Genomic DNA, 23,239 nt, shown 5'->3' with positions numbered 1-23,239 from the left:
TCGGGCAGACGATGAGTTTTGTAAATGAGCATTTTAAGATGTTGTGTGAAATAGGAGAATGTATCGCTAAACAATTTGGTGATGACTGCGAGGTTGTTCTGCATGATTTAACCAGATCTTATGATAATACGATTGTTGCGATCTGGAATGGACATGTAACCGGAAGAAACGTAGGAGATGGGGGAACAGACGCAGGATTGGCCATTTTGCGCGGGACTGCCCAGCCAAAGGATGAGTATTGTTATATAAATAGAACAAAGGAGGGGCGTATTTTACGCTCCTCCAGCAAATATTTTTTAGATGAACAGGGAAATGCAGTGGGGAGCCTTTGTATCAATTACGATATTACTGCTCTTGTAGCCGGACAGTCAGCAATGATGAAGCTGACAAGTCTAGACAAAGAAGAGGCTACCAGAGAAGTCCTTACGAGCAATATAGACGAGCTGCTGGAGATCCTTATGATGGAAGCAGTTGAGAGTACAGGACATACACTGGATACATTAGATAAAGAGGATAAAGTGGCGGTTGTCAGATACTTAGATAATAAAGGCGCTTTCTTAATAAAAAAATCTGCGGAGAGGGTTGCAGACTTTTTAGGTATTTCCCGTTTTACTGTTTATAATTATTTGAATGAAGCCCAGGAGGAGGCATAAAATAGTATGACAAAAATATTGATCACAAACGGTGTGATTTATGACGGATTGGGAAATAAACCTTTTGAAGGAAATATATATATAGAAGATGAACTGATTAAAAAAGTATTCAAAAAAGGAGAGGATACGCCGGAATTAAAAGAAATTGAAAAAGAGGCAGAAATTATAGATGCACAGGGGAAGACCGTTACTCCAGGTTTTATTGATATTCACAGGCATTGTGATATTCAGCCTTTTTATGGTACAGATTTTGGAAAAGTAATGCTGGCGCAGGGGATTACAACAACAGTAGCGGGAAACTGCGGTTTTTCTATGGTTCCGGTACCGGAAGAAGAGGAAAAAGCAGAAGAGATGTTTGCTTTTGCAGAGCCTGTTGTGGGCCCTGCATACAGAGGAATTCATACATATGGGGAATACATGGATGCGCTGGATAAAATAAAGCTTCCGCTGAATTTCGCGTCTATGATAGGATCAGGTACGGTGAAGATAGCGGTGAAGGGGTTTGCCAATACACCGTTTACAGAAGAAGAGATGAAAAAGGCGTCCGGTTATATTGAGGACGCGCTGGAAAAGGGAGCAGTTGGTGTATCGGCAGGAATCATGTATTTGCCGGAATGTTATAATTCTACAGATGATTACGCAAAAATGTTAGCGCCTATGGGAAAATATAAGACACCTCTGTGTACCCATATCAGGGGAGAAGGCGACAGTATGGTGGACAGCGTAAAAGAGGTAATAGAAATAGGGAAAAAGGTTGGCTGCCCCGTAGAGATCAGCCATTTTAAATCCTGCGGTATGGCAAACTGGAGGAAAGAAATTCACCGCGCTATCGCACTGATTGAAGAGGCACGCAAGGAAGGACAGGATGTTACCTGTGATTTTTATCCTTATGAAGGAGGCTCCACAGCACTTACAACGATGGTTCCCCCTGCATTTGTAAATGGTGATATGAACCGTGCATTACAAAGAATGGGAACGAAAGAAGGAGTAGAAGAATTCTGCAAATCTTTGGAAGTAGACTACGACGATTGGGATAATTTTGCGATTACACTCGGATGGGACAGGATTTTAATATCTGGGGTAAATAAAGAAAGCAATCAAAAGTTTGTAGGAAAAATGGTGTCAGAAGCCGCAAAAGAATATGGCTTTGAGAGTAACGGAGCATTTGTGGCATGGCTGTTGCATGACGAAAATGGAAAAGTAGCGATCATCAACATGAGTATGTGCCAGGAGGATATTGATACAGTAGCAAAACTACCATATTCTACGGTAATTTCGGATTCTATTTATGCGGTGACAGACACACCCCACCCGCGTATGTATGGAGCGTTTCCCAAAATTATCAGGGAGTATGTAGAAGAACGGCACTTATTTACAATGGAAGAAGCTGTGCGGAAAATGACCAGCCTGCCGGCGTCACGTATGAGTATTGCACGCCGCGGACAGATAAAAGAAGGATATTTTGCGGATATTAATATTTTTGAGCCTTCCAGGCTAAAGGATCATGCTACATTTGAGAAGCCGGTGCAGCTTGCAAGTGGAATAGAAAAATGCTTTGTCAACGGAAAGCTTGCTTGGGAAAATGGAAATATGTGTGATGATACCTGCGGAAAAAACTTGCGCCGTACAGATGTCTAGAGCGTAGGAGGCGACGGCGATGAATGAAAGATTGATACAAACGTTTAAAGAAAAATTACAGGCAGGGAAACCAGTTTTCGGGCCTTTTATGAAAACCAGTGATCCTGGCTTTGTAGAAGCTGCCGGATATGCGGGAATGGATTTTGCGATTCTGGACATGGAGCATGGGCCTGTTAATATACAAGATATGCAGAACAATATCCGCGCGGCGCAGGTATCTGGAATATTGCCGGTGGTGCGGGTTGCGGCAGTGACAGAAGAAGCAATCGGGAAAGCGCTGGATATTGGCGCTGCTGCTGTGGAGATTCCGCAGATTTCAACAGCAGAAGAAGCGAAAGAGGCTGTGAAACTAGCGAAATTTTCCCCATTAGGAGAAAGGGGCGTATGCCGTTTCGTAAGGGCAGCACACTATTCCTCTATGGAAAAAGAGCTTTATTTCAAACAGGCAAACGAGACGATTGTGATTGCCCAGATTGAAGGGAAAGAAGCGGTAGAGAATCTGGAGGAGATACTGGCGGTCGAGGGGATAGATATTATTTTTATCGGCCCGTATGATCTTTCACAAAGTCTGGGAGTGCCCGGTCAGGTCAATCATCCCCGCGTGGTGGAAGAGATGAATCGGATTGTGGCAGCGGCAAAGAGCCGCGGCGTCGTCATAGGAACCTTTACAGACAGTGCGAGAATGATGGAAATGTGGATGAAGGCAGGGGTACAGTATATTTCTTACTCTGTGGACGTAGGGATCTTCCATGATGCATGCAAAAGCCTGACGGAGAAATTTCATGTATTAGAGGGAAGCCTTAGCTAGAGAGTATAAAGTGAAAATAGAGAACGGATGTGTAAGAAACATTGGGATGGAGGAACTTGTCCAAATCAAAGATTCTTATACATCCGTTTTTGTGTGGTGGAATTTTGTCTATATTTTACTGGATGACTATCAAAATTTGTATATATAACCTCAAGACAATATCTAAGCCGGCATTTTTAAACATTGCTGTGTATTATAATTTTGGTTATTTATAACTGTAAGTAATTACATGATTGTTGAATTTTTACAAATAATCTTTTGAAAAAGTGGTGAAAATGTAAAAAAATAGTTTGGGAGAATGAAAAGGTTGACGCTCATTTAGAAAAATGTTAGTATATAATTATAATTTTGATATATATGAAACCGGTTAATATATATATATTAACTAATAACTGATTAAAAGGGAGGGAAATTTAATGAAGAAAAAATTAGTTGCTGTATTGGCGATAACTGTAATGATGACAACGATGTTAGCAGGATGTGGAAATAAAAACAAAAACAGTAATGAGAATGAAGATGGTGCTCAGGTTACTCTTACGTGGCAGAGTTATGACAGCTATGATAAATATGAAAAAGTTGTAGAGGCATTTGAAAAAGAGAATCCTGACATTAAGATTAAATTTGAGGAAGTTTCTGATTTCGCCACTAAAATTCTTACCGAGGCGACAGCAGGAGAGCTTCCTGATTTAATAAACTTTAATACTGGTACCACAGCCTTGCTGGCTGATGCTGGTGCGATCCAGCGGTTTGATGTTGAAGAGCTTAAAGCAGATGAAGAGTACAAATTCGATGATTTTTGGGAGGCAGCTGAAGCCTATTGCACATATGAGGGAGATTGGTATGCACTGCCTTTGGATGGAGGAAATTATGGCTGGGTTTATAATGTCGACATGTTTGAACAATGTGGAATTGAAGTGCCTGAAAAAGGATTTACATGGGACGAATTTGAAGAGGTATGTTCGATATTGGCTGATAACAAAGAGGAATTAGGAATTGAATATCCCACTATATTCAATGATCTTACGTCTTCGATTGATATGATGTATCCGCTTATCACAGATGCAGGAGGCTCGTATCTCAATGAAGATGGGACTTGTGGCTGGAATAGTCAGGCTGCTGTAGATGCATTTGAGTGGGTTAAAGGGCTTGAGGAAAGTGGATATATTCCACCGGTTGAAAAACTTGGAGATGGATATGATGCATTGATCACAAAGTTTAATGCCGGACAAATCGCTATGTGTCGTGTAGCATTATGGAATTCTACGTATCTTGAAGATACTGTAAACTGGAAAGTCATGAATGCGCCAAGAGGCAATGATGGTACTCAGTCAGAAGTGTTGTTCCTTAATGGGATAGGCATATCAAATACTTGTGAAAATTATGATGCAGCTTTAAAGTTTGTGAAATATATTACAAGCGAGGAAGGCCTGACACTCTATCTTGAAGACAATACTTCTCCTCAAATTGCTGTAAGGCGTTCTCAGTCTGCACTTTCGGTGTCTATGTTCAATGAAGAAAAGGGCATGGAACTTTTTAATGAGGGACTAGAATATGCGGGGTATGTAGATCTTACAAATACATTTGCCGATCAACAGACGATTATCGGGCAGTATTTTGATGAGATTTGGCATAATGACGCTGATATCCAAAGTACACTGGATGATATGGTAGAGGAGCTTAATGCGCTTTTGAAAGAGTAGGTATAAGAACAGGACATCATAACCTTGATAGAGTATGGTGTCCTGTGACGGAAAAGGAAAGCTGTTCATAGGATACTTTGAAAATGAGCTTACAGAAAAGGAGACAAAGCTTTGGAGAGTTTAAAAGAAAAAATAAGATGGAGAAAAAGTGACAGGAATATTGCTTTTCTTTTTTTGCTTCCGTCACTAGTACTGTTGGCACTTTTTGTGTTCTGGCCAATGGTCGATTCGATAAGAATGTCATTTTATGATTGGAATCCTTTGAAAGGTAGCACTTTTACTGGGTTCCAGAACTATACAGAGCTGGTTCGAGATGATCTGTGGTGGACAAGCTTATGGAATACGATAAAATATATTCTTATGAATGTTCCTCCAATCGTGATTTTTGCGATCATAATGACGGAACTTGTTCTCTTTGCGAATAAGAGAAATCGAACGTTATCAAAAGTTATCAGGGGAATATTTTTTCTGCCATGCGCCCTTTCACTTGTTGCTACAGGTGTTGCGTGGAGATTTTTGATGGGGACAAATTATGGGGTTATCAACAGCTTTCTTGAGATTTTTGGAATTTCTGATGTGGGATGGCTGACAGATGGCAAGACTGCTCTTGTTTCAATGGCGATTGTTACGGTATGGAGATGGGCGGGCTATTATATGGTCATGGTAGTGGCGGGGAGACTGGAGATCTCCAAGGAATACTATGAGGCTGCAGAGCTAGATGGTGCAAATGCATGGCATAAATTTATCTCTATTACCTTACCGCAGCTTAAACCCGTTCTGACATATATTATTCTTATGTGTGTGATTGGTACTTTCCAGGAGTTTGATCTTGTCTATACGATGACAAACGGAGGCCCTGGAACGAGTACGTATCTTACAGGACTTACATTATATAAAACAGCATTTTCATCTTTGAAAATGGGATATTCTTGTGCAATGGCAGTGTTCATATTCATTGTGTCTGTTATTATATCTGTGGTTCAACTTAAATTGACAAGTGATAAAAATTGAGTTGGGAGGGAAATAGTTATGAAGCATTTAGTAAAGATACGGAAGCGGCGGCTGCCTGGTTCGATATTATGCTGGATATTAATAGCAGTATTTGTTTTCCTAATCTCCTTTCCTTTTTTATACATTTTGTCCACTGCCTTAAAATCGGATCAGGATCTGGCAACAAGTGTTGGACGTATACTACCGGAATTCTTTGAGTGGAGCAATTTTGCCAAAGCGTGGGAACTTCTCGATTTTCCTATAAATTTTTTGAATTCATTCGTCGTTTCGAGTGCTGTTACTCTTTTGACAATACTGCTGTGTAGTCTGGCGGCATATGTTTTTACACGACTTGAGTTTAAAGGAAGAAATATTATATTTGTTTTGTATCTGTCTACGATGATGATTCCCATTACGGTCAGACTTATACCGTCCTATCTATTATGTCGTGAGTTGAACCTTCTGGATACGTACTCTGGCATGATTTTGCCCCAAGTGGCATGGGCAATACCATTTGGGACATTTTTGATGAGACAGTTTTATTTTAGTATACCCAGAGAACTGGATGAAGCGGCAAAAATTGACGGAGCTTCTCATTTTCAGATTTTTACAAGAGTACTTATGCCTCTGACGAAAGCAAGTATGACTACGCTTGGAACTTATACGTTCATACAGGCATGGAACAATTTGATATGGATGCTCCTTGTAGTGCAAAGTGAGAGTAAGTGGACGGTAACTCTGGGGATCAGTTCCATATGTGGAGCTTCAGTAGTTAAACAGCCAACGTGGAATCTTATTATGGGTGTGATCGTTATAGGCATGATACCGGTATTACTCTTATTTATTGTATTCCAGAAGTATTTTATGCAGTCTGTGGCTGCAACAGGCATTAAATGATAAAGGAGAAGAGGAAATGAAAGGATTAGTTGTAACTACAGATAAGAAGCTTCTATTGGTAGAGGATATACCGAAACCTGAGATTGGAGATTATGAGGCACTGGTAAAGATCAGATGCTGCATGATATGTAACGGGACAGATCTGGGAGTGATTGAACATAAAGTACGAGAGGTAGGGAGATACCCAGCTGTACTAGGACACGAATCAGCAGGATATGTGGTATGCACAGGAGCTAAAGTGACTTCATATAAAGAAGGGGATCTGGTGTTAAGGGCTTCACAACCTGATAATAATAAATATGCCAGTGCATGGGGTGGATTCGCGGAATATGCTGTTGTTAAAGACTATGCTGCCATCAAAAGAGATCATGTAAATGTGGAAGATGCCTTTCTCGGGATTACTCAGCAGATATGTCCGTCGAAAATGAAAGCAGAAGAGGCTGCTCTTTTGATCACGTTGAAGGAAACATATAGTGCGCTGGAAAGGATTGAGACTGACCAAAGAGATAAAATACTCATAATAGGAGACGGTCCTGTAGCTCTTTCATTTTTAAGTTGTGCGAAATTGCAGGGAATGAATAAAATATATTTATTTGGAAACCATAAAGAAAAATTGGATATCGCAAGGAGACTTGGAGCATCAGAAGTTTATCTGAATCGCTCAGTATCTGATATGCAGCAGGCGATAGAAAAAATGAGACGAAAAATAGATATCTGTATCGATACTATAGGTTCTAACACAACCATTGAGCAGGGATTAGATTACATAAAAGAAAACGGTACAATAGCTGTATATGGGTTGAAGAGTGATGATCATATCTATGTGAGAACGCCGGAATTACGTAATTTTTCGATCCAGTATATCCAATGGCCTTTGCCAGATATAGAAGCAAAGGCACATCAGCCCGTAGTACGAGCAATAATGGAGGGGAAGATAGATACAGATGCTCTAATTACACATCGCTTTCCGGTAGAGGAGTACCAGAAAGGTATAGAAGCAATCAGGAAAAGATTAGCTCTGAAAGTCGTATTGTACTTTGGAGAGGAGTGAGCATGTTTGACATCGTATATTTTCAGGAAAGAAAAATATTTTAAAGAGGCAAAGAATGTGTATAAAAACTATCCGACAGATGTGTCGGACATGGAGCACATCTTAGAAAAAATGTTAAAGTCTACCCCCGAAGCATCGTCGTTTCGTAAAAAGGTATGGATTTACCAGGTGGCGGCAGAGAGAGCAGATGTAAAGATATTTCCATCGAACCCATTTTATGGAGAGATTGATACGGGAAGGGAGAGGAATAGTGTGACTTCCTCATTTCCACCGCAGTCAGGGATAGGATGCTGGCTTATGAAGCAATATCCTGATTTTGTCGACAAATATGAAAAATGGAGCAGCTATTATGGCAGAAGAGGTGTAATGAATGGCCCTCAATTTATGGATGCATCTCATCATTATGCGGACTGTGAGTCCGTTTTGAAATATGGACTTTCAGGAATAATTAAAAGAATAAAAGAACGCATAAAGGATAAGAGTTTAACAAAGCATCAAGTTGACTTTCTGGATTGCTTGCGCGAGGTTTGCGAAAGTTTGATATTAATTGCACGACGGTTTTCTCAAAAGGCGGAAGAAATGATGTCTACAGAGACAGATCCTCTTAGTCGTGACGTATTAAAACAAATCAGAGACACTGCACAAAAGATTCCGTTGTATCCGGCAGAGACGTTTTATGAAGCAATGTGTGCTGTCTGGTTTACAAGGGAAATGTGCAATGCGCTGGATGGGCTTGGCTTTGCGGTGATAGGTCATTTGGATCGGATTCTGGGACCATACTATGAACGAGACATTGCAGCAGGCAGACTCACTACAGACGAAGCGCAGGAACTGACGGACTGTTTCGTCTCTATGACAGATGCAAGGTGGGATCTGGAAGTGGATTTGCCAGGCGGTACAAATGCAGATATAGTGATTGGAGGATGTGATGGAGAAGGGCATATTGTATATAATGATGTTACGAAAATGATTATAAACAGTTATAAAAAATATCGGTTTGCTAATCCGAAACTTCAGGCAAGGATTACTCCTGAAGCATCGGAAGAGTACCTCAGCTCTCTCGGCGAACTTGCAGGAATGGGATTGAATGTGTTGTCTGTATTTAATGACGATGTAATTATATGCGCTAACAGAAAGTGGAACAAGTCTTTAGAAGACTGCAGACTATATGTTGCTGGAGGATGTCAGGAGATATGTGTGGGGAGAGAAGTGAACTGTCGTGCATATACATATCTTAATCTTGTACAGATGCTCAATGGTTCACTGTATCCTGAGTACTGGAATATAGTCTTTCAAAAGGAGGGGTTGAAATTTCTTCCAGCATACCAGGAAGATACTTTTGAATCGTTCTATAAAGTAGTTATGGAGAACTATCGAAATGAATTGAATATGTTCATGGAAAGATATAATTATTTTGGTATGTGGTGGAGAAAGATAAATCCTTCTCTATTTTTTTCAGCATGCATGTCTTCATGTATTGAGAAAGCTATGGATGTTTCAGAAGGAGGAGCAGTATATAACACAGATAATTTTGCGGCAACGGGGATTGGGACGGTCATAGATTCTCTGTATGCTATAAAAACGGCGGTATATGAACGTAAGATTGTAACGATGTCTGAATTGAGAGACGCTATGAAAAAGAACTTTAAAGGTAAGGAGGTTCTTCAACAGTACCTTCTCCATAAAATTCCCAAATTTGGAAGGGATGAAGAAGTGAATATATTTGGAAGAAAAGTAATGTATGATCTTTCTATGAGGCTTGGGGGCAAATCTAATTACAGGGGAGGATACTTTGAACCGTCGTTATTTGCTTTCTATTCGTACGACTGGTTTAAAGATACAACACAAGCTTCTGCCGATGGAAGAAAATGCGGGAACGATCTTTCAAGAGGAGTGAATCCTGGAGAAAGTACAGAGAATATAGATATAGCAACGCTTTTATATACGATAAAAGACTTGGATTTTACAGAATTTCCTGGTGGTGCAGTAACATATATGGATATACCTATTACGTACAAAGATACAGAAACACAGCTTTTTGCTAATATTATTAGAAGTTTTTGCGAAAATGGAGGAAGTGTCATGGACTTCAATGTAGTAAATAAAGAACTACTACTCCAGGCGCAGAGGGAACCTGAAAATCATAGAAATATTGTTGTGCGGGTATGTGGATACAGTGCCTATTTCCATACGCTTACGAGCCAGATGCAGGATGAAGTGATAGGGCGGACGCAGAGATAAGGAGCGTAAGATGGATGAAATTATGATAAACCATATACAGTATTTTTCTCTTCATGACGGTCCGGGAATACGCACTACAGTATTTCTGCAGGGATGCAATCTGCGGTGCAGATGGTGTCATAATCCAGAAATGTGGGAAGAGAAGATTTCTGTACTTTATGACAGTAGTAAATGTATAGACTGTATGATGTGTAAGGACTGTTGTCCGGTACATGCACATACGTTTACTGAATCAGGGCATCACTTTGACTTTTCAAAATGTATAAGGTGTGGCAGATGTGTTAGTGTCTGTTGTACACAGGCTCTGGAGATGTGCGCATATTATGAAAATACAGATCGTTTGTATGAACTTCTTATGAGAGACAGGCGGTTATATGAGATATCAGGCGGAGGAGTAACTTTTTCAGGTGGAGAACCTCTGATGCAGAAGAATGCTATTTCTACAATCTGCTCAAAATTAATTCAGTCAGGTATCCACACAGCTGTAGAAACGGCTTTGTGTGTGCCGTGGGAGAGTGTGGAAAAATATGCGGAAAATATAGAATTATTTTTAGTAGATATGAAGATATTTGATGGGGAAGTACACAAGAAATATACAGGAGAAAATAACAGGCTGATTTGCGAAAATCTAAAAAGGCTAGTAAGGAAGCGGGATGTAGCTATCAGGATACCAGTGATTGGACGGGTAAATGACGACATCGATAATGCGAAAAATACGGCGGCTTTTCTGTCTGGATTAAATCCTCAGATTCAGAGTGTAGAATTACTACCATACCATGACTTTGGGATTGCAAAAGCAAAATATGCAGGGATTAGCCAACAGCGTTTTCAGGAACCAGCGATAGAGCAAATCGAAATTTTGTCTGATATATACCGAAGCTATGGCTTACATGTAGTATAACCGTTACTTGACTTATACATTATAAAGGAGAAAGTATGATGAAATTTGAATTGGAATACAAATCGGGAATGAGTTGGCTGTGTCTTCCATACGAATATGATGCTCCTGTTACAAGAGTTAGGATTGCGGACAGGACAGGAAAGGAAAGACAGGTTCCGATCCGTCTGGCGATAAAAAAGATTGATCTGTGGATGTCATATCCTCTGAAAGATTTTTCTAAAGGAATACTTTTTATAGAGGCAGGTGGAGAGAATTGGTTAAGAGCCACCTATATTAGCCAAGAGCCGGCAAAACAAAAAAGACGGGAGTTGTCTAGGCCACAGATACATTATATGCCGATTTCTGGTGGGATCAGTAGCCTAGATAGTATTAGTAAAGAACAAGGTATGTGGCGCATTCGCTATACAGGTACGGTTTGTTCCTTGGATAATATTTCGGGAGGGGGCGTTCCTGTATCAGTTATGAGTAAGGACCTTCTTCATTGGGAAGAAGTATATGAAGAACAGGCATGTCTGTTTGAACCAGAACGAGCAAATTGGTGGAATGGAGATGTGGAAGAAGAGGTAATGGTAAAAGATGACAAAAAGATATATAGTATTGCAAAAAGTACTGGGCATAAAATGGATTCCTGTGCAGGAGCATGTATTTTAAGTATTCCTGCAGAGATAAGGGGTGGAGAGGTACAGCCTACACAAGAGCTTAAAAATTTGAGAGTATGGGAGCGTACGTGGTGCAGTGAAAAGTTAGAGAAGGATTTTTCTTTTGTGATGAGATTTAGGATCTCCCCGGGAACATGGCCAGAGATTCGTATTTTGGAAGGAGAAAATACTGCTGAAGATATACAGACTAAAGCATGTGAAGTGGAAGCAGAGCTATTTGTAGGGCAAGAATCAGAGATAGAGTTCGAACTTTGTGGGATAAAATGGAAATGGGATGCTTTGGAACAAAATATGACTTGTGGAAAATATCGGGTGAAAACACCTGTAGACAATGGAAGGCTCTATCTGCATTTTTTTAGTGATATGACAGTTCAGGAGTTTTTTAACGGTACAGACCGTGCAATGCTTATTACAAAACCTGATGGACCAGAAAAAAAGCAATACCGAATTGGAAGCAAGCTTGTTGAAAATATTAATAATGATTCATTTTGCTTTGCGTACAATGCAGATCCATATATAAAGATATCTACACCAGGAACGTCTGCATCGATTATACGAATGAACGTATGGGGGCTGCGAGCTACGCGATATTCTGAAAAGAATATGGAAATGTTAAAAGGCATAGAGAAAGGTCAGAAGATTTATGAGTGCAATCATTATACGATATATACAAATTGTGTAGAAGACCGGATTTACGGAGAACCTTACGCATGGGCACTAGACGGAGGTAAGACAGTGCTCTCTCCTGTGCGTGTAAAAGAAGAATTTGAATGGAGAGCGACTCCCTGGGGAGATATGACAAGAGTAATCGATCGTTCAGAGAGATGGGACTCACCTAAAGACAATGTTTATCCAAGATTGAAATCAAGCTGTCCAGTTTTAAATGCGGCATTTGGGATAGCAACTGATGTGCTGTTGAAGAATAGAAATGAGAACTATTCGCTTCCGGGACAGGAGGGGCTGATGAATGCTGCGCTCTTTCAGGGAAAAGGAGAGGGATTTGGAAGCTGGGTGAGGGACACCTGTCATTCAGCTTTCAGATGCCAGAATCTGCTTGCACCAGAAGAGATTAGAGAATCGCTGATCTATATATCGGAGCATGGTTTTAATAACGGAGTAGATTGTGCCGCTATGCCTGCTATTGCAGCATGGGATCATTATATTGCTTCAGGGGATAGACAAATCCTTTTTGAAATGTTCCCTGGGATACTAAGATATGCAGAGGAAGCAGACTCACGGTATGATGAAAGGCTCGACCTTGTACACGCCGATATGTGTATCGCGCAGGATGCATTTCCAGAAACAGAAAATGGAGGATACTGCCTAAGTACTGAAATAGCATTTTATCTCATGTATAAAGCAATATCCAAGATATGCGCTGAAATTGACTGTGAAAAAGAGAGGGGAGAAAAGTGGAGGCATAGATCAGAGAACATGCTCCGATCTATAAAAGAAAAATACTGGAATGATGAAAAAGGATGCTTTACGAGTGGCCCGATAGGGAGCGAAGCATATCGGCATGGATGGTGGGAATTAACAGGAGCAGAATTGGCACTCTGGCCTCGTTTTGAGATAGCAGAGGATTATCAGAGGGACAGATTTTTGAAATCTATCATACATAATTCAGAAGCATGTTCTGATTTTGGGATAAATTGGTATCCATTCCGTAAAGAAAAAAATCATTTCTGGAGAGCGTGCTGGGTATCTTGGACGCAGGGGATTGCCTCCGCTGTTTCCTTGGCAGGAAATATTGAATTCCTTGAACGGTTAATCTTTCAGCAGGTCAGGAATGTGATGTTAAACAGATCTTTTTATGAAGTGATTGATCATGATACAGGGAAAGCATGGCGTTGGCCGCATTTGCCGTGGCATGCAGCAGCTTTTATCGGCTATATAGTAAATGGAGTGTTCGGACTCACATATGATGAGAGTGGATTGAAGGTGAAGCCTTTGATTCCAAAGGCTTTTAAAGATGCGACCCTAGAAAATGTTAGGTATCGAAATGCGTGTTTCAATATACAGATTCATGATTTTGGTATCTGCTGTAAGATCGAACTAGATGGAAAAGAAAAAGAAGGAAGAATGGGGACAGATCTGACAGGAAAACACAGAATAGATATTTATGGCTTGGGCGGAATAGGTACAGCTCAGGAAGGCGGTATGGATGTATAACAAGGTGGAAAATAAAAAAGTGATCGTTGCAGGACATATTTGTATTGATATTACACTATCTTTTAAGACAGACAGAGAGGGAAGGATGGAATTCGGGGAACTCTTTGGCCCAGGCCGGATTATCCATATTGAAGAGGCAGATGTGAGTTTAGGCGGTGCAGTTGCCAATACAGGGATAGGAATAAAACTGATGGGAGGTAATGTGGAATTAATGGCCAATATTGGAACGGATGAATTTGGGCGGATAATACTTGACCATCTGGAAACATATGGAATCAATACAGGGGAGGTGAAGTGTCGCGAAGAGTTGTCAACCGCATATTCGGTTATCTTGGCACCTGTTGGGACAGACAGAATTATATTGCATTATGGTGGGGCAAACGACAATTTTGGGATGAGCGATAGTGAGCTAAAGAGGGTGAGGGATTCGCAATTGTTTCATTTCGGCTATCCTACACTTATGCGTTCTATGTATAAAAATACAGGCAAAAATTTCTTAGAGCTTCTCAAGAGAGTAAAGGAGACAGGAACAGCAATTTCGGTCGATATGGCGATGTTTGAAGAAGATAGTGAAGCTGGGGCAGAAGACTGGGAGACTATTCTAAAGAATGCACTTCCCATGATTGACTTTTTTATGCCAAGTGCAGAAGAATTGTGTATTATGTTAGATCGGGAACGGCACGATGAATGGATTAAAAAAGCTGATGGAAAAGATATTACGGATATACTAGATTTAGAAAAAGATATACGTCCGTTGGCGGATAAACTTCTGATGTATGGGGGTGGAGTACTTCTCATTAAATGTGGCGTACAGGGAATGTATTTTCGCACAGCAGGGAAAGAAAGATTGCAGAAGATTGGGGGTGGAATAGGCTCAGAGATTGCAGACGAATGGGCAGATATAGAATGGTTTGAGGATAGTTATTCTGTTGATTCAGTCATCTCGGGAACAGGAGCAGGAGACACGGCAATAGCAGGGTTTATAACTGCTCTTTTGGAGGGGGAAACATGGGAAGATTGTTTGCACCTTGCTGCGGCTGCAGGCGCTATGTGTGTAGGGACGTATGATGCACTCAGTGGAATGGTGCCTCTTTCTTGTATGAAAGAAAAAATAAATGCTGGATGGAAAAAGACAGACAGAAAAAGAGGTGGTCATTTTGTTAGTTAATATGAATGAAGTATTGATGCAGGCAAAAAAAGAAAAATATGCGATAGGCTTATTTAATGCTGTGAATCTTGAGCTGGCGCGGGGAATTATTGAAGCAGCAGAGGAGCTAAATGCTCCTGTTATTGTCGGGACGGCCGAGGTGCTTTTTCCTTATGGGCCCTTAGAAGAAGTATCTTATTATCTAATTCCTATGGCAAAAAAAGCGAAAGTGCCTGTGGTTGTCCATCTTGACCACGGGCTGAGAAAAGAGACATGCCTTAAAGCATTGGAACTTGGATTTTCATCTATTATGTATGATTGTTCTGTTGAACCGTATGAAGTCAACCTCAAAAAAGTAAAAGAAATGGCTGACATAGCACATTCATATGGTGCTACTATAGAAGCAGAGCTTGGGCATGTGGGAAATAATGGTGTGGAAAACAGCGGTGCTGACATTAGACCGGAAATGTTTTATACAGATCCGGCAGAGGCAAGGGATTTTGTGGAAAAAACAGGAGTAGACGCTCTTGCGATTGCAGTGGGAACTGCACATGGAGCATATAGGTTTCCACCCAAAATTGATTTTGATAGAATTAAAAAAATATCAAGTGAAATTGCAGTTCCTTTAGTATTGCATGGAGGCTCCGGTTTGTCGGATGAAGATTTTCGCAGAGCGATCGAAAAAGGTATAAGTAAGATCAATATATTTACAGATATAAATATCGCAGCTGTAGAGGCAGAATTCAAGGCATTTGATAGTATGAATAAAGGCATTATCGATCTAATACCGGCAGCGGTACGCGCGGTAAAAAATGCAGTTGAGAAAAAAATGCGGCTATTTGGATGCGTAGGAAAAGGCAGAAGAAAAGATATGGATGAACTTGTAAAGACAATTACTCTTGAAGTACTGAAAGAGTTGAAATGACTTTCTATCAAATATAAAAGTGGAAACAGTAGAGGAAAGTCTGTAAATAAGGTGCGTCTATAGCACGACTGGGTGGAAGGCTTGAAAAATAAGCTTTGCACCCAGTATTGTTATTAACAGTTTTGTTAGATGTTAAATATTTACTATACAACCTACACTTTTAAAATCACTAGTGAAGTTAGAAGATAAAGTGTGTCTATTAACGAATTCAGAAACAATGCGGATGAAACAAAATTTTAGGTATACTGATTGTCCTTATAAAATCTTTAATTGGTATTCTCCCTTTATGCAGAAATGTCTTTTGCTAAGTTTTTAATGATTGTTAAAACAGAAAACAAGTAGGAGGTTTGATGTTTATTGATGAAAGAAGCTGATGCAAGCTTTACAGTTAAAAGAATTCTAGATATATTTGCGATATTGAGAAACTAGAGAAAATATAATTTAAATGACTTTGTGTATTCCTATATGGTGGTTAAATGGAAGAAACAAATATACAACTAAGTCTATAAAACGTTTCTTTAAAGCCATATAATATGAAAGAGGCACTTTTTATTCTAACATGGGAGTGTAGTGTTTCCATGAACAAGAGTTACGTCTTCCAGGACAATATCGCCATGTATTCTTTTTCCATTGATTTTCTGAATCAGTGTTGATACAAGCTTTTCTGCCAGACCTTTGATGGGCTGAGCAACATAAGTCATAGAAGGATAGCTGACTTTAGCCATAAGTGTTCCATCATAGCCTACAGCCTTAAAATCATTAGGAATCTTTAAGCCGCGTTGATTAGCACATTTGATTGCATTCATTACGATAAAATCTTCTGAAAAAATAGCATCGATTTCAGGGTATAGATCAAAAAGCTGATCTACTTGTTCATAATAATCCCTCAAGTCTGCGTGCGTATTCCACATGTGATCTTGACATCTGATTCCGTTTTGTTTTAATTGTTCGGATACAATAGTGTGCCTGCTAAGTGAAGGGGACTTATCGGTCAGTACGGCAATCACATTTAATACATATCGACATTTGTTGCGTATTAACTCTTGGGCAGCAAGCTGCCCGCCTTTTACATGATCAGAATAAATCGTGGGAATATGATCTGCTATATGCATATCAAGAGCCACGATTGGAAGCAGAAGGTTTTGGTATTCTTCAGGATCAAGCATATGTGTACCTAGTATGATTCCGTCAACCATGTTTTGGCGCATCATTTTTATATAATCACGTTCTCGGTTTGCAGTATCATCTGTATTACATAAAAACAGTTTATATCCATAACTATAAAGAAGGGATTCAATATATTTTGTGATCTCTGCCCAAAAGGGATTGGAGCTATCAGGAACAATCAAACTGATATAAAAAGAACGTTGCTTAAATAGATTTCGAGCGATCTGATTGGGGACATAATCCAGTTTCTGTATGGCGTCATAGACACTGTCATAGGTCTCCTTTGAAATATATCCTTTGTTATTAAGAACTCGGGAAACAGTTGTTACAGATACGCCAGCCAGTTCAGCAACATCTTTAATATTGGCCATAATAAAAACTCCTTACTCATATATTTTTACATGATAGAACTACGGAATATTTTAACAAATTATAATAATTATAGCATAAGAATGGGCGTTTCTGGAAGATTTTTCTACTTTTTAATTATTCAGTTGCATTGTATGCAGAGTAAAATCCTATTTAATAGAGGTATACAAAAAAGTGAAAAAAACTTGACATAAGGCCGGACAGGTACTATAATATTACAGCATGACATAAGGAGAAACAGTATACGCCAAAGCCCCGGAGTGTACTGATTTCATATATAAAAGCAATGTTATAGTTGAGATTATTAGTAGGAGGAATACCCATGAAAACGTATATGGCTAACCCTGACAAGATTGAAAGAAAATGGTATGTGGTTGATGCAGAAGGGTGTACATTAGGACGCCTTGCTTCTGAAGTTGCAAAGGTGTTGAGAGGTAAGAACAAACCGGAATATACACCTCATATTGATACAGGTGATTATGTAATCGTTGTAAACGCGGAGAAAATAAAAGTTACAGGCAAGAAACTGCAGCAGAAGATTTATTACAATCACTCTGAATATGTAGGCGGAATGAAAGAGACTACATTGGCAGAGATGATGAACAAGAAACCGGAAAAAGTAATTGAGCTGGCTGTTAAAGGAATGCTTCCGAAAGGACCTATGGGCAGAGACATGATTAAGAAGCTTCATGTTTACGCTGGACCAGATCACGCACATCAGGCTCAGAAGCCAGAAGTACTGACATTTTAGGGAAAGGTTGAAAGGAGGACATTACAGTGGCTAACGCAAAATATTATGGAACAGGAAGAAGAAAAAAATCTATCGCGAGAGTATATCTTGTACCTGGAACAGGTAAGATTACTATCAATAAGAGAGATATTGACGAGTATCTCGGATTGGAAACATTGAAAGTTGTTGTACGCCAGCCGCTTGTTGCGACGGGTACAGTTGATAAATTTGATGTATTGGTAAATGTACATGGCGGCGGATATACAGGCCAGGCTGGAGCAATCCGTCATGGTATTGCAAGAGCGCTTCTGGAAGCTGATGCTGATTACAGACCGGTTCTGAAATCCGCAGGTTACTTGACACGTGACCCACGTATGAAAGAACGTAAGAAATACGGTCTCAAGGCAGCACGTCGTGCACCTCAGTTCAGCAAGAGATAATCTGCTGTTCAAACCGTATCAAAATGGTTCAAAAACCCCGGAAAATCAAGGTTTTCCGGGGTTTTACTGTATCTAAACGGGCTGATATGGTTTGACCAAATTTGGCAAATCAAGAGCCGTTTTCACCCAATTTTTAGTGGTTAAATATAGGACAACCGGCAAAAATGGGGGTAAAAAAAGGGGTTAGTGGTTAAATTATAGGACAACCGAGAGCCGATTTTGGGGGTGTTTTTCGTCCCTCCTTTCCCTCGTTTTGGGCTGTGGCAGTTTGACATAGTTTGACCTAATTTGAATAATTGAATATGAATTTGATATAGCACTCAGTATAAAATGACTGGGTGCTTTTTTCATTTCAGGAACTCGTATTCCGGCGATAGAAAGAGCCGTCACTTCACTTTTTATTTTGGAGTGGCGGCTTTTTCTATTTCCAGAAGCAACAGCAACAATTAGAAATGAGGTGAAGTCAATGAACACGCAAATCATTGCCATTGCCAACCAGAAGGGCGGCGTTGGCAAAACCACTACCTGTGCCAATCTTGGAATCGGTTTGGCGCAGGCTGGAAAGAAAGTCCTGCTGATCGACGGAGACCCGCAAGGTAGCCTGACGATCAGCCTGGGCAATCCTCAGCCGGACAAGCTGCCCTTTACGCTGTCGGACGCTATGGGGCGTATCTTGATGGATGAGCCGCTTCGTCCCGGCGAGGGTATCCTGCACCACCCAGAGGGTGTAGACCTGATGCCTGCGGACATCCAGTTATCCGGTATGGAGGTATCCCTGGTAAATGCCATGAGCCGTGAGACTATCTTGCGGCAATATCTGGACACGCTGAAGGGGCAATACTCCCATATTCTCATCGACTGCCAGCCCTCCCTGGGGATGCTCACAGTCAATGCGCTGGCCGCTGCGAACAGGATCATAATTCCCGTTCAGGCGGAGTATCTGTCCGCCAAAGGGCTGGAACAGCTGCTCTCCACGGTAAACAAGGTAAAGCGGCAGATCAACCCCAAGCTCCAGATAGACGGTATCCTGCTGACGATGGTTGACAGCCGAACCAACTTTGCCAAAGAGATCTCCGCACTTTTGCGAGAGACCTATGGCAGCAAGATCAAAGTATTCGGCACAGAGATTCCCCATTCTGTCCGGGCAAAGGAAATCAGCGCAGAGGGAAAAAGCATTTTTGCCCATGACCCCGGCGGCAAGGTGGCAGAGGGCTACAAAAATCTGACGAAGGAGGTGTTGAAACTTGAAAAGCAGCGCGAAAAAAATAGAGCTGGCCTCGGTAGATGATCTGTTCTCCACCGAAGAAGGCCGCCAGGATGCAAAGCTGGAAAAGATTCAGGAAATTCCGTTGTCTGAACTGCATCCGTTCAAGAACCACCCATTCAAAGTCAAGGATGACGAAGCAATGATGGAGACCGCTGACAGTATCAAGCAGTATGGCGTTCTGGTTCCGGCCATTGCCCGACCGGACCCGGAGGGTGGCTATGAGCTGGTAGCCGGACACAGGCGGCACAGAGCCAGTGAGCTGGCAGAAAAGGAGACTATGCCGGTCATTGTTCGGGATTTGGATGATGATGCCGCCACGATTATTATGGTTGACAGCAACTTGCAGCGAGAAAGCCTTCTTCCAAGCGAAAGAGCATTTGCTTATAAAATGAAGCTAGATGCCATTAAGCACCAAGGAGCCAGGACGGATTTAACTTCGGCCCAAGTTGGGCCGAAGTTGACTGCGGCAGAAAAAATCGCGGAGAACAGTCCAGATAGCAAATCACAGATTAAGAGATTTATCCGTCTGACAGAGCTGATTCCTGAATTGATGGATATGGTGGATGAAAAGAAGATCGCCCTGAACCCTGCCTATGAGCTGTCCTTTCTTAAAAAAGAGGAACAGGTAGACCTGCTGGACGCGATGGACAGCGAACAGGCTACCCCTTCCCTTTCCCAAGCCCAGCGGCTCAAGAAATACAGTCAGGAGGGGCCTCTGACCCTCGATATGATGCGCGTCATCATGGGTGAGGAAAAGAAAAGCGATCTGGATCGAGTGACATTTACCTCTGACACCTTGCGGAAGTATTTCCCCAAAAGCTATACGCCCCAGCGGATGCAGGAAACCATCATCAAGCTACTGGAGGCATGGCAGAAAAAGCGTCAGAGAGACCAGGAACGATGAAAGGAGCCGCCTATGAGGGATATTTCAGCCCGTGAGCTGAAAGGACACAACATTCTCGCCGTAGAGAGGTTTTGGGATAATACCCGCTGGATGATCGAGTTTTCCGTCCTGCGTCCCAGCACTGCTTACGGCAGCCCCGGAGATGAAATGCGGTTGTTTTTGACTGAGGACGGGTATCAGGCCGCCCTGCAAAGCCAGCAGCGCCGGGAGATCAAGATCAAGCGTTACGCTCGTGTGATTGAGGGACATATCCTCGATTTCAAACCGGGAAAACGCCGCCGCTCATAAACCCATACAACGAAAGGAAAGGAATGACTATGTGTACGGTAAAGGAAATTCAAGAAGCAATCCGGGAAGATTGCAAATCTCAGCATGACATGGATTCAACGGATATTGACCGCGTGATGCAAACACTTCCTTTCGCCCAGGAGGAGCCATTTACAGAGGCGCGTCCCCAAAAGCCGCTGTTTTGGTTCTATGCAAGAAAATTTGAAAAGCGTTGAACACCGCAATTCTTTGAAATGAGGATTGCGGTTTTTTGTACCCAAAATTCGGAAGGAGTGAGGTCGATGGCCGTTTTTCGCATTGAACGGACCCGTGATTATACCGTGATGAGCAATCATCATTTACGAAATGCAAACCTGTCGTTAAAAGCCAAGGGGCTGCTTTCCATGATGCTGTCGCTGCCGGAGGATTGGAATTACACCACCCGTGGCCTTGCAAAGATCTGTAAGGAGGGCGTGGATGCCATAGGTGCTGCCCTGCGTGAACTGGAAGGAGCCGGATATATCGTGCGCCATCAGAGACGCGATAAAAGTGGGCGGATCACAGATACCGAGTATGTCATCTATGAACAGCCCCAGCCAGATATGTCCCAGCCGGATACGGCTTCACCAGATACGGAAAACCCGGATATGGTAAAACCGGATATGGTAAAACCGGATACGGAAAAGCCCGCAGAATTAAATATAGAGAAATCAAATACAGAAAAATCAATTACTTATGGATCAAGTACCGATTCCATTCCCTTCCGGGAAACAGCGGCGGCAAGACCGCCGGAACGGAAAGGAAGGGATGCGATGTCTGTCACAGAGATAGAAAATTATCGGGAGTTGATTTTGGAGAATATCGAGTATGACTGCTTGAAGCAGCGTTATCCTCTCTACCTGGATGACCTGAATGAGATCGTAGAGCTGTTGGTTGAAACGGTCTGTGCCAAACGAAAGACTACCCGGATCTCTGGGGCAGACTTCCCTCACGAGATCGTGCGTTCCCGTTTTTTGAAACTGGACAGCTCCCACATCGAGTTTGTCATGGACTGTCTGCAAAAGAATACCACCCAGGTACGCAACATGAAGCAGTACCTGCTTGCAGTGCTGTTCAATGCGCCTACCACCATGAACAATCACTTCACTTCATTGGTCAACCACGATATGCACGCAGGCGGCTGGTAAAGGCCGCCTTTTATCATGCCAAAGGAGGCACGACATGAACCAGATGGAAATTTTCAAAAACCCGGAGTTTGGCAGTATCCGGGTCATCGAAGAAAACGGCAAATACCTGTTCTGCGGAACGGATGTGGCTGGCGCTTTGGGGTACAGCAATCCCCGCGATGCAATTATCCGCCATTGTAGGTATGTCGTGAAACGCGACGCACCTCACCCACAAAGCCCTGACCGCAAAATCAGTATGACTTTTATCCCCGAAGGAGATTTGTACCGCCTAATCGTTCACAGCAAATTGCCATCGGCAGAACGGTTTGAACGGTGGGTGTTCGATGAGGTCCTGCCTACCATTCGTAAGCACGGGGCCTATCTCACAAAAGAGAAGCTGTGGGAGGTAGCTACTTCCCCGGAGGCTCTGATGAAGCTCTGCTCAGACTTGTTGGCTGAGCGTGAAGCGAATATTTCTCTGCGTAAGGAAAATGCACAGCTGGAGGGCAAAGCCGCTTTCTATGACCTGTTCATCGACTTAAAACACAGCACCAATCTCAGGACTACCGCCAAAGAGTTGGATGTTCCGGAGCGCCGGTTTGTCCGGTTTCTGATAGAACGGCGGTTTGTGTACCGCACGGCATCCGGCAATGTGCTGCCTTATGCCAATGTGAAAAATGCGGGGCTGTTTTGCGTCAAAGACTACTGCAATCACGGTCATACCGGTTCTTACACGCTGGTTACGCCCCAGGGCAAGCTCTACTTTGCCCAGCTGCGGGAGATGATCTTGCTGGTCTCATAAGAACGGAAAGGAAGTGGGTTTTATGCAGGAAAGCAAAACAATCGGTCAGCTGATGGAGGAAATGCGCCAGAAAGCCGGGGCGCAGAACTACCACGGCCATGACTACATGGATCTCCAGCGATTTGCGGAGAACACACGGCACATGATTATTTTTGATGTGCTGACGCATGATTCCCCGGTGGGCTGGAAAGGAGAACGGACCCGCCTGTTTTTGTCAGATATAGGCTATGAAAAAGCTCTGGACAGTCAGGCAAAGGGGCAGATCAAGATTCTCAGCCATGCAAAGGTCAGAAATGGAGATTTGTTTTATGACCACAAAGAACAGATACGATAGGAGGAATCTGA

The 23,239-nt window shown here is 42.0% G+C and carries 22 protein-coding genes; 21 read left to right on the top strand and 1 reads right to left on the bottom strand.

What is annotated here, in order from left to right:
- The first annotated feature begins 11 nt into the window (after window positions 1-11).
- From ACZ5C4_RS15645 to ACZ5C4_RS15590, 12 genes are all read left to right on the top strand, one after another.
- Window positions 12-653 carry a helix-turn-helix transcriptional regulator gene (locus tag ACZ5C4_RS15645; protein ID WP_464521789.1) on the top strand — a complete coding sequence of 214 codons (642 nt, stop codon included), beginning with the start codon at window positions 12-14 and terminating at the stop codon, window positions 651-653.
- Between the two features lie 6 nt (window positions 654-659).
- The gene (locus ACZ5C4_RS15640; RefSeq protein WP_464521788.1) at window positions 660-2,291 is read left to right on the top strand and encodes an N-acyl-D-amino-acid deacylase family protein; all 1,632 of its coding nucleotides are present in this window, start codon (window positions 660-662) and stop codon (window positions 2,289-2,291) included.
- Window positions 2,292-2,310: 19 nt separating this feature from the next.
- Complete coding sequence (locus ACZ5C4_RS15635) at window positions 2,311-3,099, top strand: HpcH/HpaI aldolase family protein (RefSeq protein WP_464521787.1); 789 nt, start codon at window positions 2,311-2,313, stop codon at window positions 3,097-3,099.
- 416 nt (window positions 3,100-3,515) lie between these two features.
- A complete protein-coding gene (locus ACZ5C4_RS15630) occupies window positions 3,516-4,799 on the top strand; it encodes an ABC transporter substrate-binding protein (RefSeq protein WP_464521786.1) in 1,284 nt (427 codons plus the stop codon).
- Window positions 4,800-4,910: 111 nt separating this feature from the next.
- Window positions 4,911-5,810 (top strand): carbohydrate ABC transporter permease, encoded by a 900-nt coding sequence (locus ACZ5C4_RS15625; RefSeq protein ID WP_464521785.1) that lies wholly within the window; start codon window positions 4,911-4,913, stop codon window positions 5,808-5,810.
- An 18-nt stretch (window positions 5,811-5,828) separates the two neighbouring features.
- Window positions 5,829-6,686, top strand: a complete 858-nt coding sequence (locus tag ACZ5C4_RS15620; protein ID WP_464521784.1) for a carbohydrate ABC transporter permease — start codon at window positions 5,829-5,831, stop codon at window positions 6,684-6,686.
- A gap of 16 nt (window positions 6,687-6,702) precedes the next feature.
- Window positions 6,703-7,737 carry a zinc-dependent alcohol dehydrogenase gene (locus ACZ5C4_RS15615; protein ID WP_464521783.1) on the top strand — a complete coding sequence of 345 codons (1,035 nt, stop codon included), beginning with the start codon at window positions 6,703-6,705 and terminating at the stop codon, window positions 7,735-7,737.
- A 6-nt stretch (window positions 7,738-7,743) separates the two neighbouring features.
- Complete coding sequence (locus ACZ5C4_RS15610) at window positions 7,744-9,978, top strand: pyruvate formate lyase family protein (protein ID WP_464521782.1); 2,235 nt, start codon at window positions 7,744-7,746, stop codon at window positions 9,976-9,978.
- A 10-nt stretch (window positions 9,979-9,988) separates the two neighbouring features.
- Window positions 9,989-10,879: a glycyl-radical enzyme activating protein gene (locus ACZ5C4_RS15605; protein ID WP_464521781.1), complete on the top strand. Its 891-nt coding sequence runs from the start codon at window positions 9,989-9,991 to the stop codon at window positions 10,877-10,879.
- Window positions 10,880-10,914: 35 nt separating this feature from the next.
- The gene (locus ACZ5C4_RS15600) at window positions 10,915-13,710 is read left to right on the top strand and encodes an alpha-L-rhamnosidase-related protein (protein ID WP_464521780.1); all 2,796 of its coding nucleotides are present in this window, start codon (window positions 10,915-10,917) and stop codon (window positions 13,708-13,710) included.
- Entirely contained in the window at window positions 13,703-14,878 is a 1,176-nt protein-coding gene (locus tag ACZ5C4_RS15595; protein ID WP_464521779.1) for a carbohydrate kinase family protein, read from the top strand. Before ACZ5C4_RS15600 ends, ACZ5C4_RS15595 begins: the two co-directional genes overlap by 8 nt.
- Window positions 14,868-15,782 carry a class II fructose-bisphosphate aldolase gene (locus ACZ5C4_RS15590; protein ID WP_464521778.1) on the top strand — a complete coding sequence of 305 codons (915 nt, stop codon included), beginning with the start codon at window positions 14,868-14,870 and terminating at the stop codon, window positions 15,780-15,782. The genes ACZ5C4_RS15595 and ACZ5C4_RS15590 overlap by 11 nt, the downstream gene beginning before the upstream one ends.
- 554 nt (window positions 15,783-16,336) lie before the next feature.
- Here ACZ5C4_RS15590 and ACZ5C4_RS15585 read toward each other — a convergent pair.
- Window positions 16,337-17,320: a LacI family DNA-binding transcriptional regulator gene (locus ACZ5C4_RS15585; RefSeq protein ID WP_464521777.1), complete on the bottom strand. Its 984-nt coding sequence runs from the start codon at window positions 17,318-17,320 to the stop codon at window positions 16,337-16,339.
- A gap of 320 nt (window positions 17,321-17,640) precedes the next feature.
- Between ACZ5C4_RS15585 and rplM the strand changes: the two genes are divergently transcribed.
- The 9 genes from rplM (at window position 17,641) to ACZ5C4_RS15540 (ending at window position 23,228) form a co-directional block, all read left to right on the top strand.
- Window positions 17,641-18,069, top strand: a complete 429-nt coding sequence (gene rplM / locus ACZ5C4_RS15580; RefSeq protein ID WP_186877126.1) for a 50S ribosomal protein L13 — start codon at window positions 17,641-17,643, stop codon at window positions 18,067-18,069.
- A gap of 26 nt (window positions 18,070-18,095) precedes the next feature.
- Complete coding sequence (gene rpsI / locus ACZ5C4_RS15575) at window positions 18,096-18,488, top strand: 30S ribosomal protein S9 (RefSeq protein WP_186877127.1); 393 nt, start codon at window positions 18,096-18,098, stop codon at window positions 18,486-18,488.
- Between the two features lie 466 nt (window positions 18,489-18,954).
- Window positions 18,955-19,776 carry a ParA family protein gene (locus ACZ5C4_RS15570; RefSeq protein ID WP_062807365.1) on the top strand — a complete coding sequence of 274 codons (822 nt, stop codon included), beginning with the start codon at window positions 18,955-18,957 and terminating at the stop codon, window positions 19,774-19,776.
- On the top strand, window positions 19,733-20,659 hold the full coding sequence (locus ACZ5C4_RS15565; protein ID WP_464521776.1) for a ParB/RepB/Spo0J family partition protein: 927 nt from the start codon (window positions 19,733-19,735) through the stop codon (window positions 20,657-20,659). Before ACZ5C4_RS15570 ends, ACZ5C4_RS15565 begins: the two co-directional genes overlap by 44 nt.
- Window positions 20,660-20,671: 12 nt before the next feature.
- Entirely contained in the window at window positions 20,672-20,947 is a 276-nt protein-coding gene (locus tag ACZ5C4_RS15560; RefSeq protein ID WP_006775625.1) for a DUF5720 family protein, read from the top strand.
- Between the two features lie 23 nt (window positions 20,948-20,970).
- Window positions 20,971-21,162, top strand: a complete 192-nt coding sequence (locus ACZ5C4_RS15555; RefSeq protein WP_006775626.1) for a hypothetical protein — start codon at window positions 20,971-20,973, stop codon at window positions 21,160-21,162.
- Window positions 21,163-21,228: 66 nt separating this feature from the next.
- Window positions 21,229-22,113: a DUF6017 domain-containing protein gene (locus ACZ5C4_RS15550; RefSeq protein WP_262395767.1), complete on the top strand. Its 885-nt coding sequence runs from the start codon at window positions 21,229-21,231 to the stop codon at window positions 22,111-22,113.
- Window positions 22,114-22,147: 34 nt separating this feature from the next.
- On the top strand, window positions 22,148-22,894 hold the full coding sequence (locus ACZ5C4_RS15545; protein WP_062807363.1) for a BRO family protein: 747 nt from the start codon (window positions 22,148-22,150) through the stop codon (window positions 22,892-22,894).
- 22 nt (window positions 22,895-22,916) lie between these two features.
- Complete coding sequence (locus tag ACZ5C4_RS15540) at window positions 22,917-23,228, top strand: DUF5720 family protein (protein ID WP_062807362.1); 312 nt, start codon at window positions 22,917-22,919, stop codon at window positions 23,226-23,228.
- Window positions 23,229-23,239 lie beyond the last annotated feature (11 nt).

The sequence above is a fragment of the Mediterraneibacter flintii genome, from assembly GCF_055387595.1.
The sequence above is the reverse complement of the archived record's forward strand: the minus strand, read 5'-3'. Positions and strand labels throughout refer to the sequence as shown.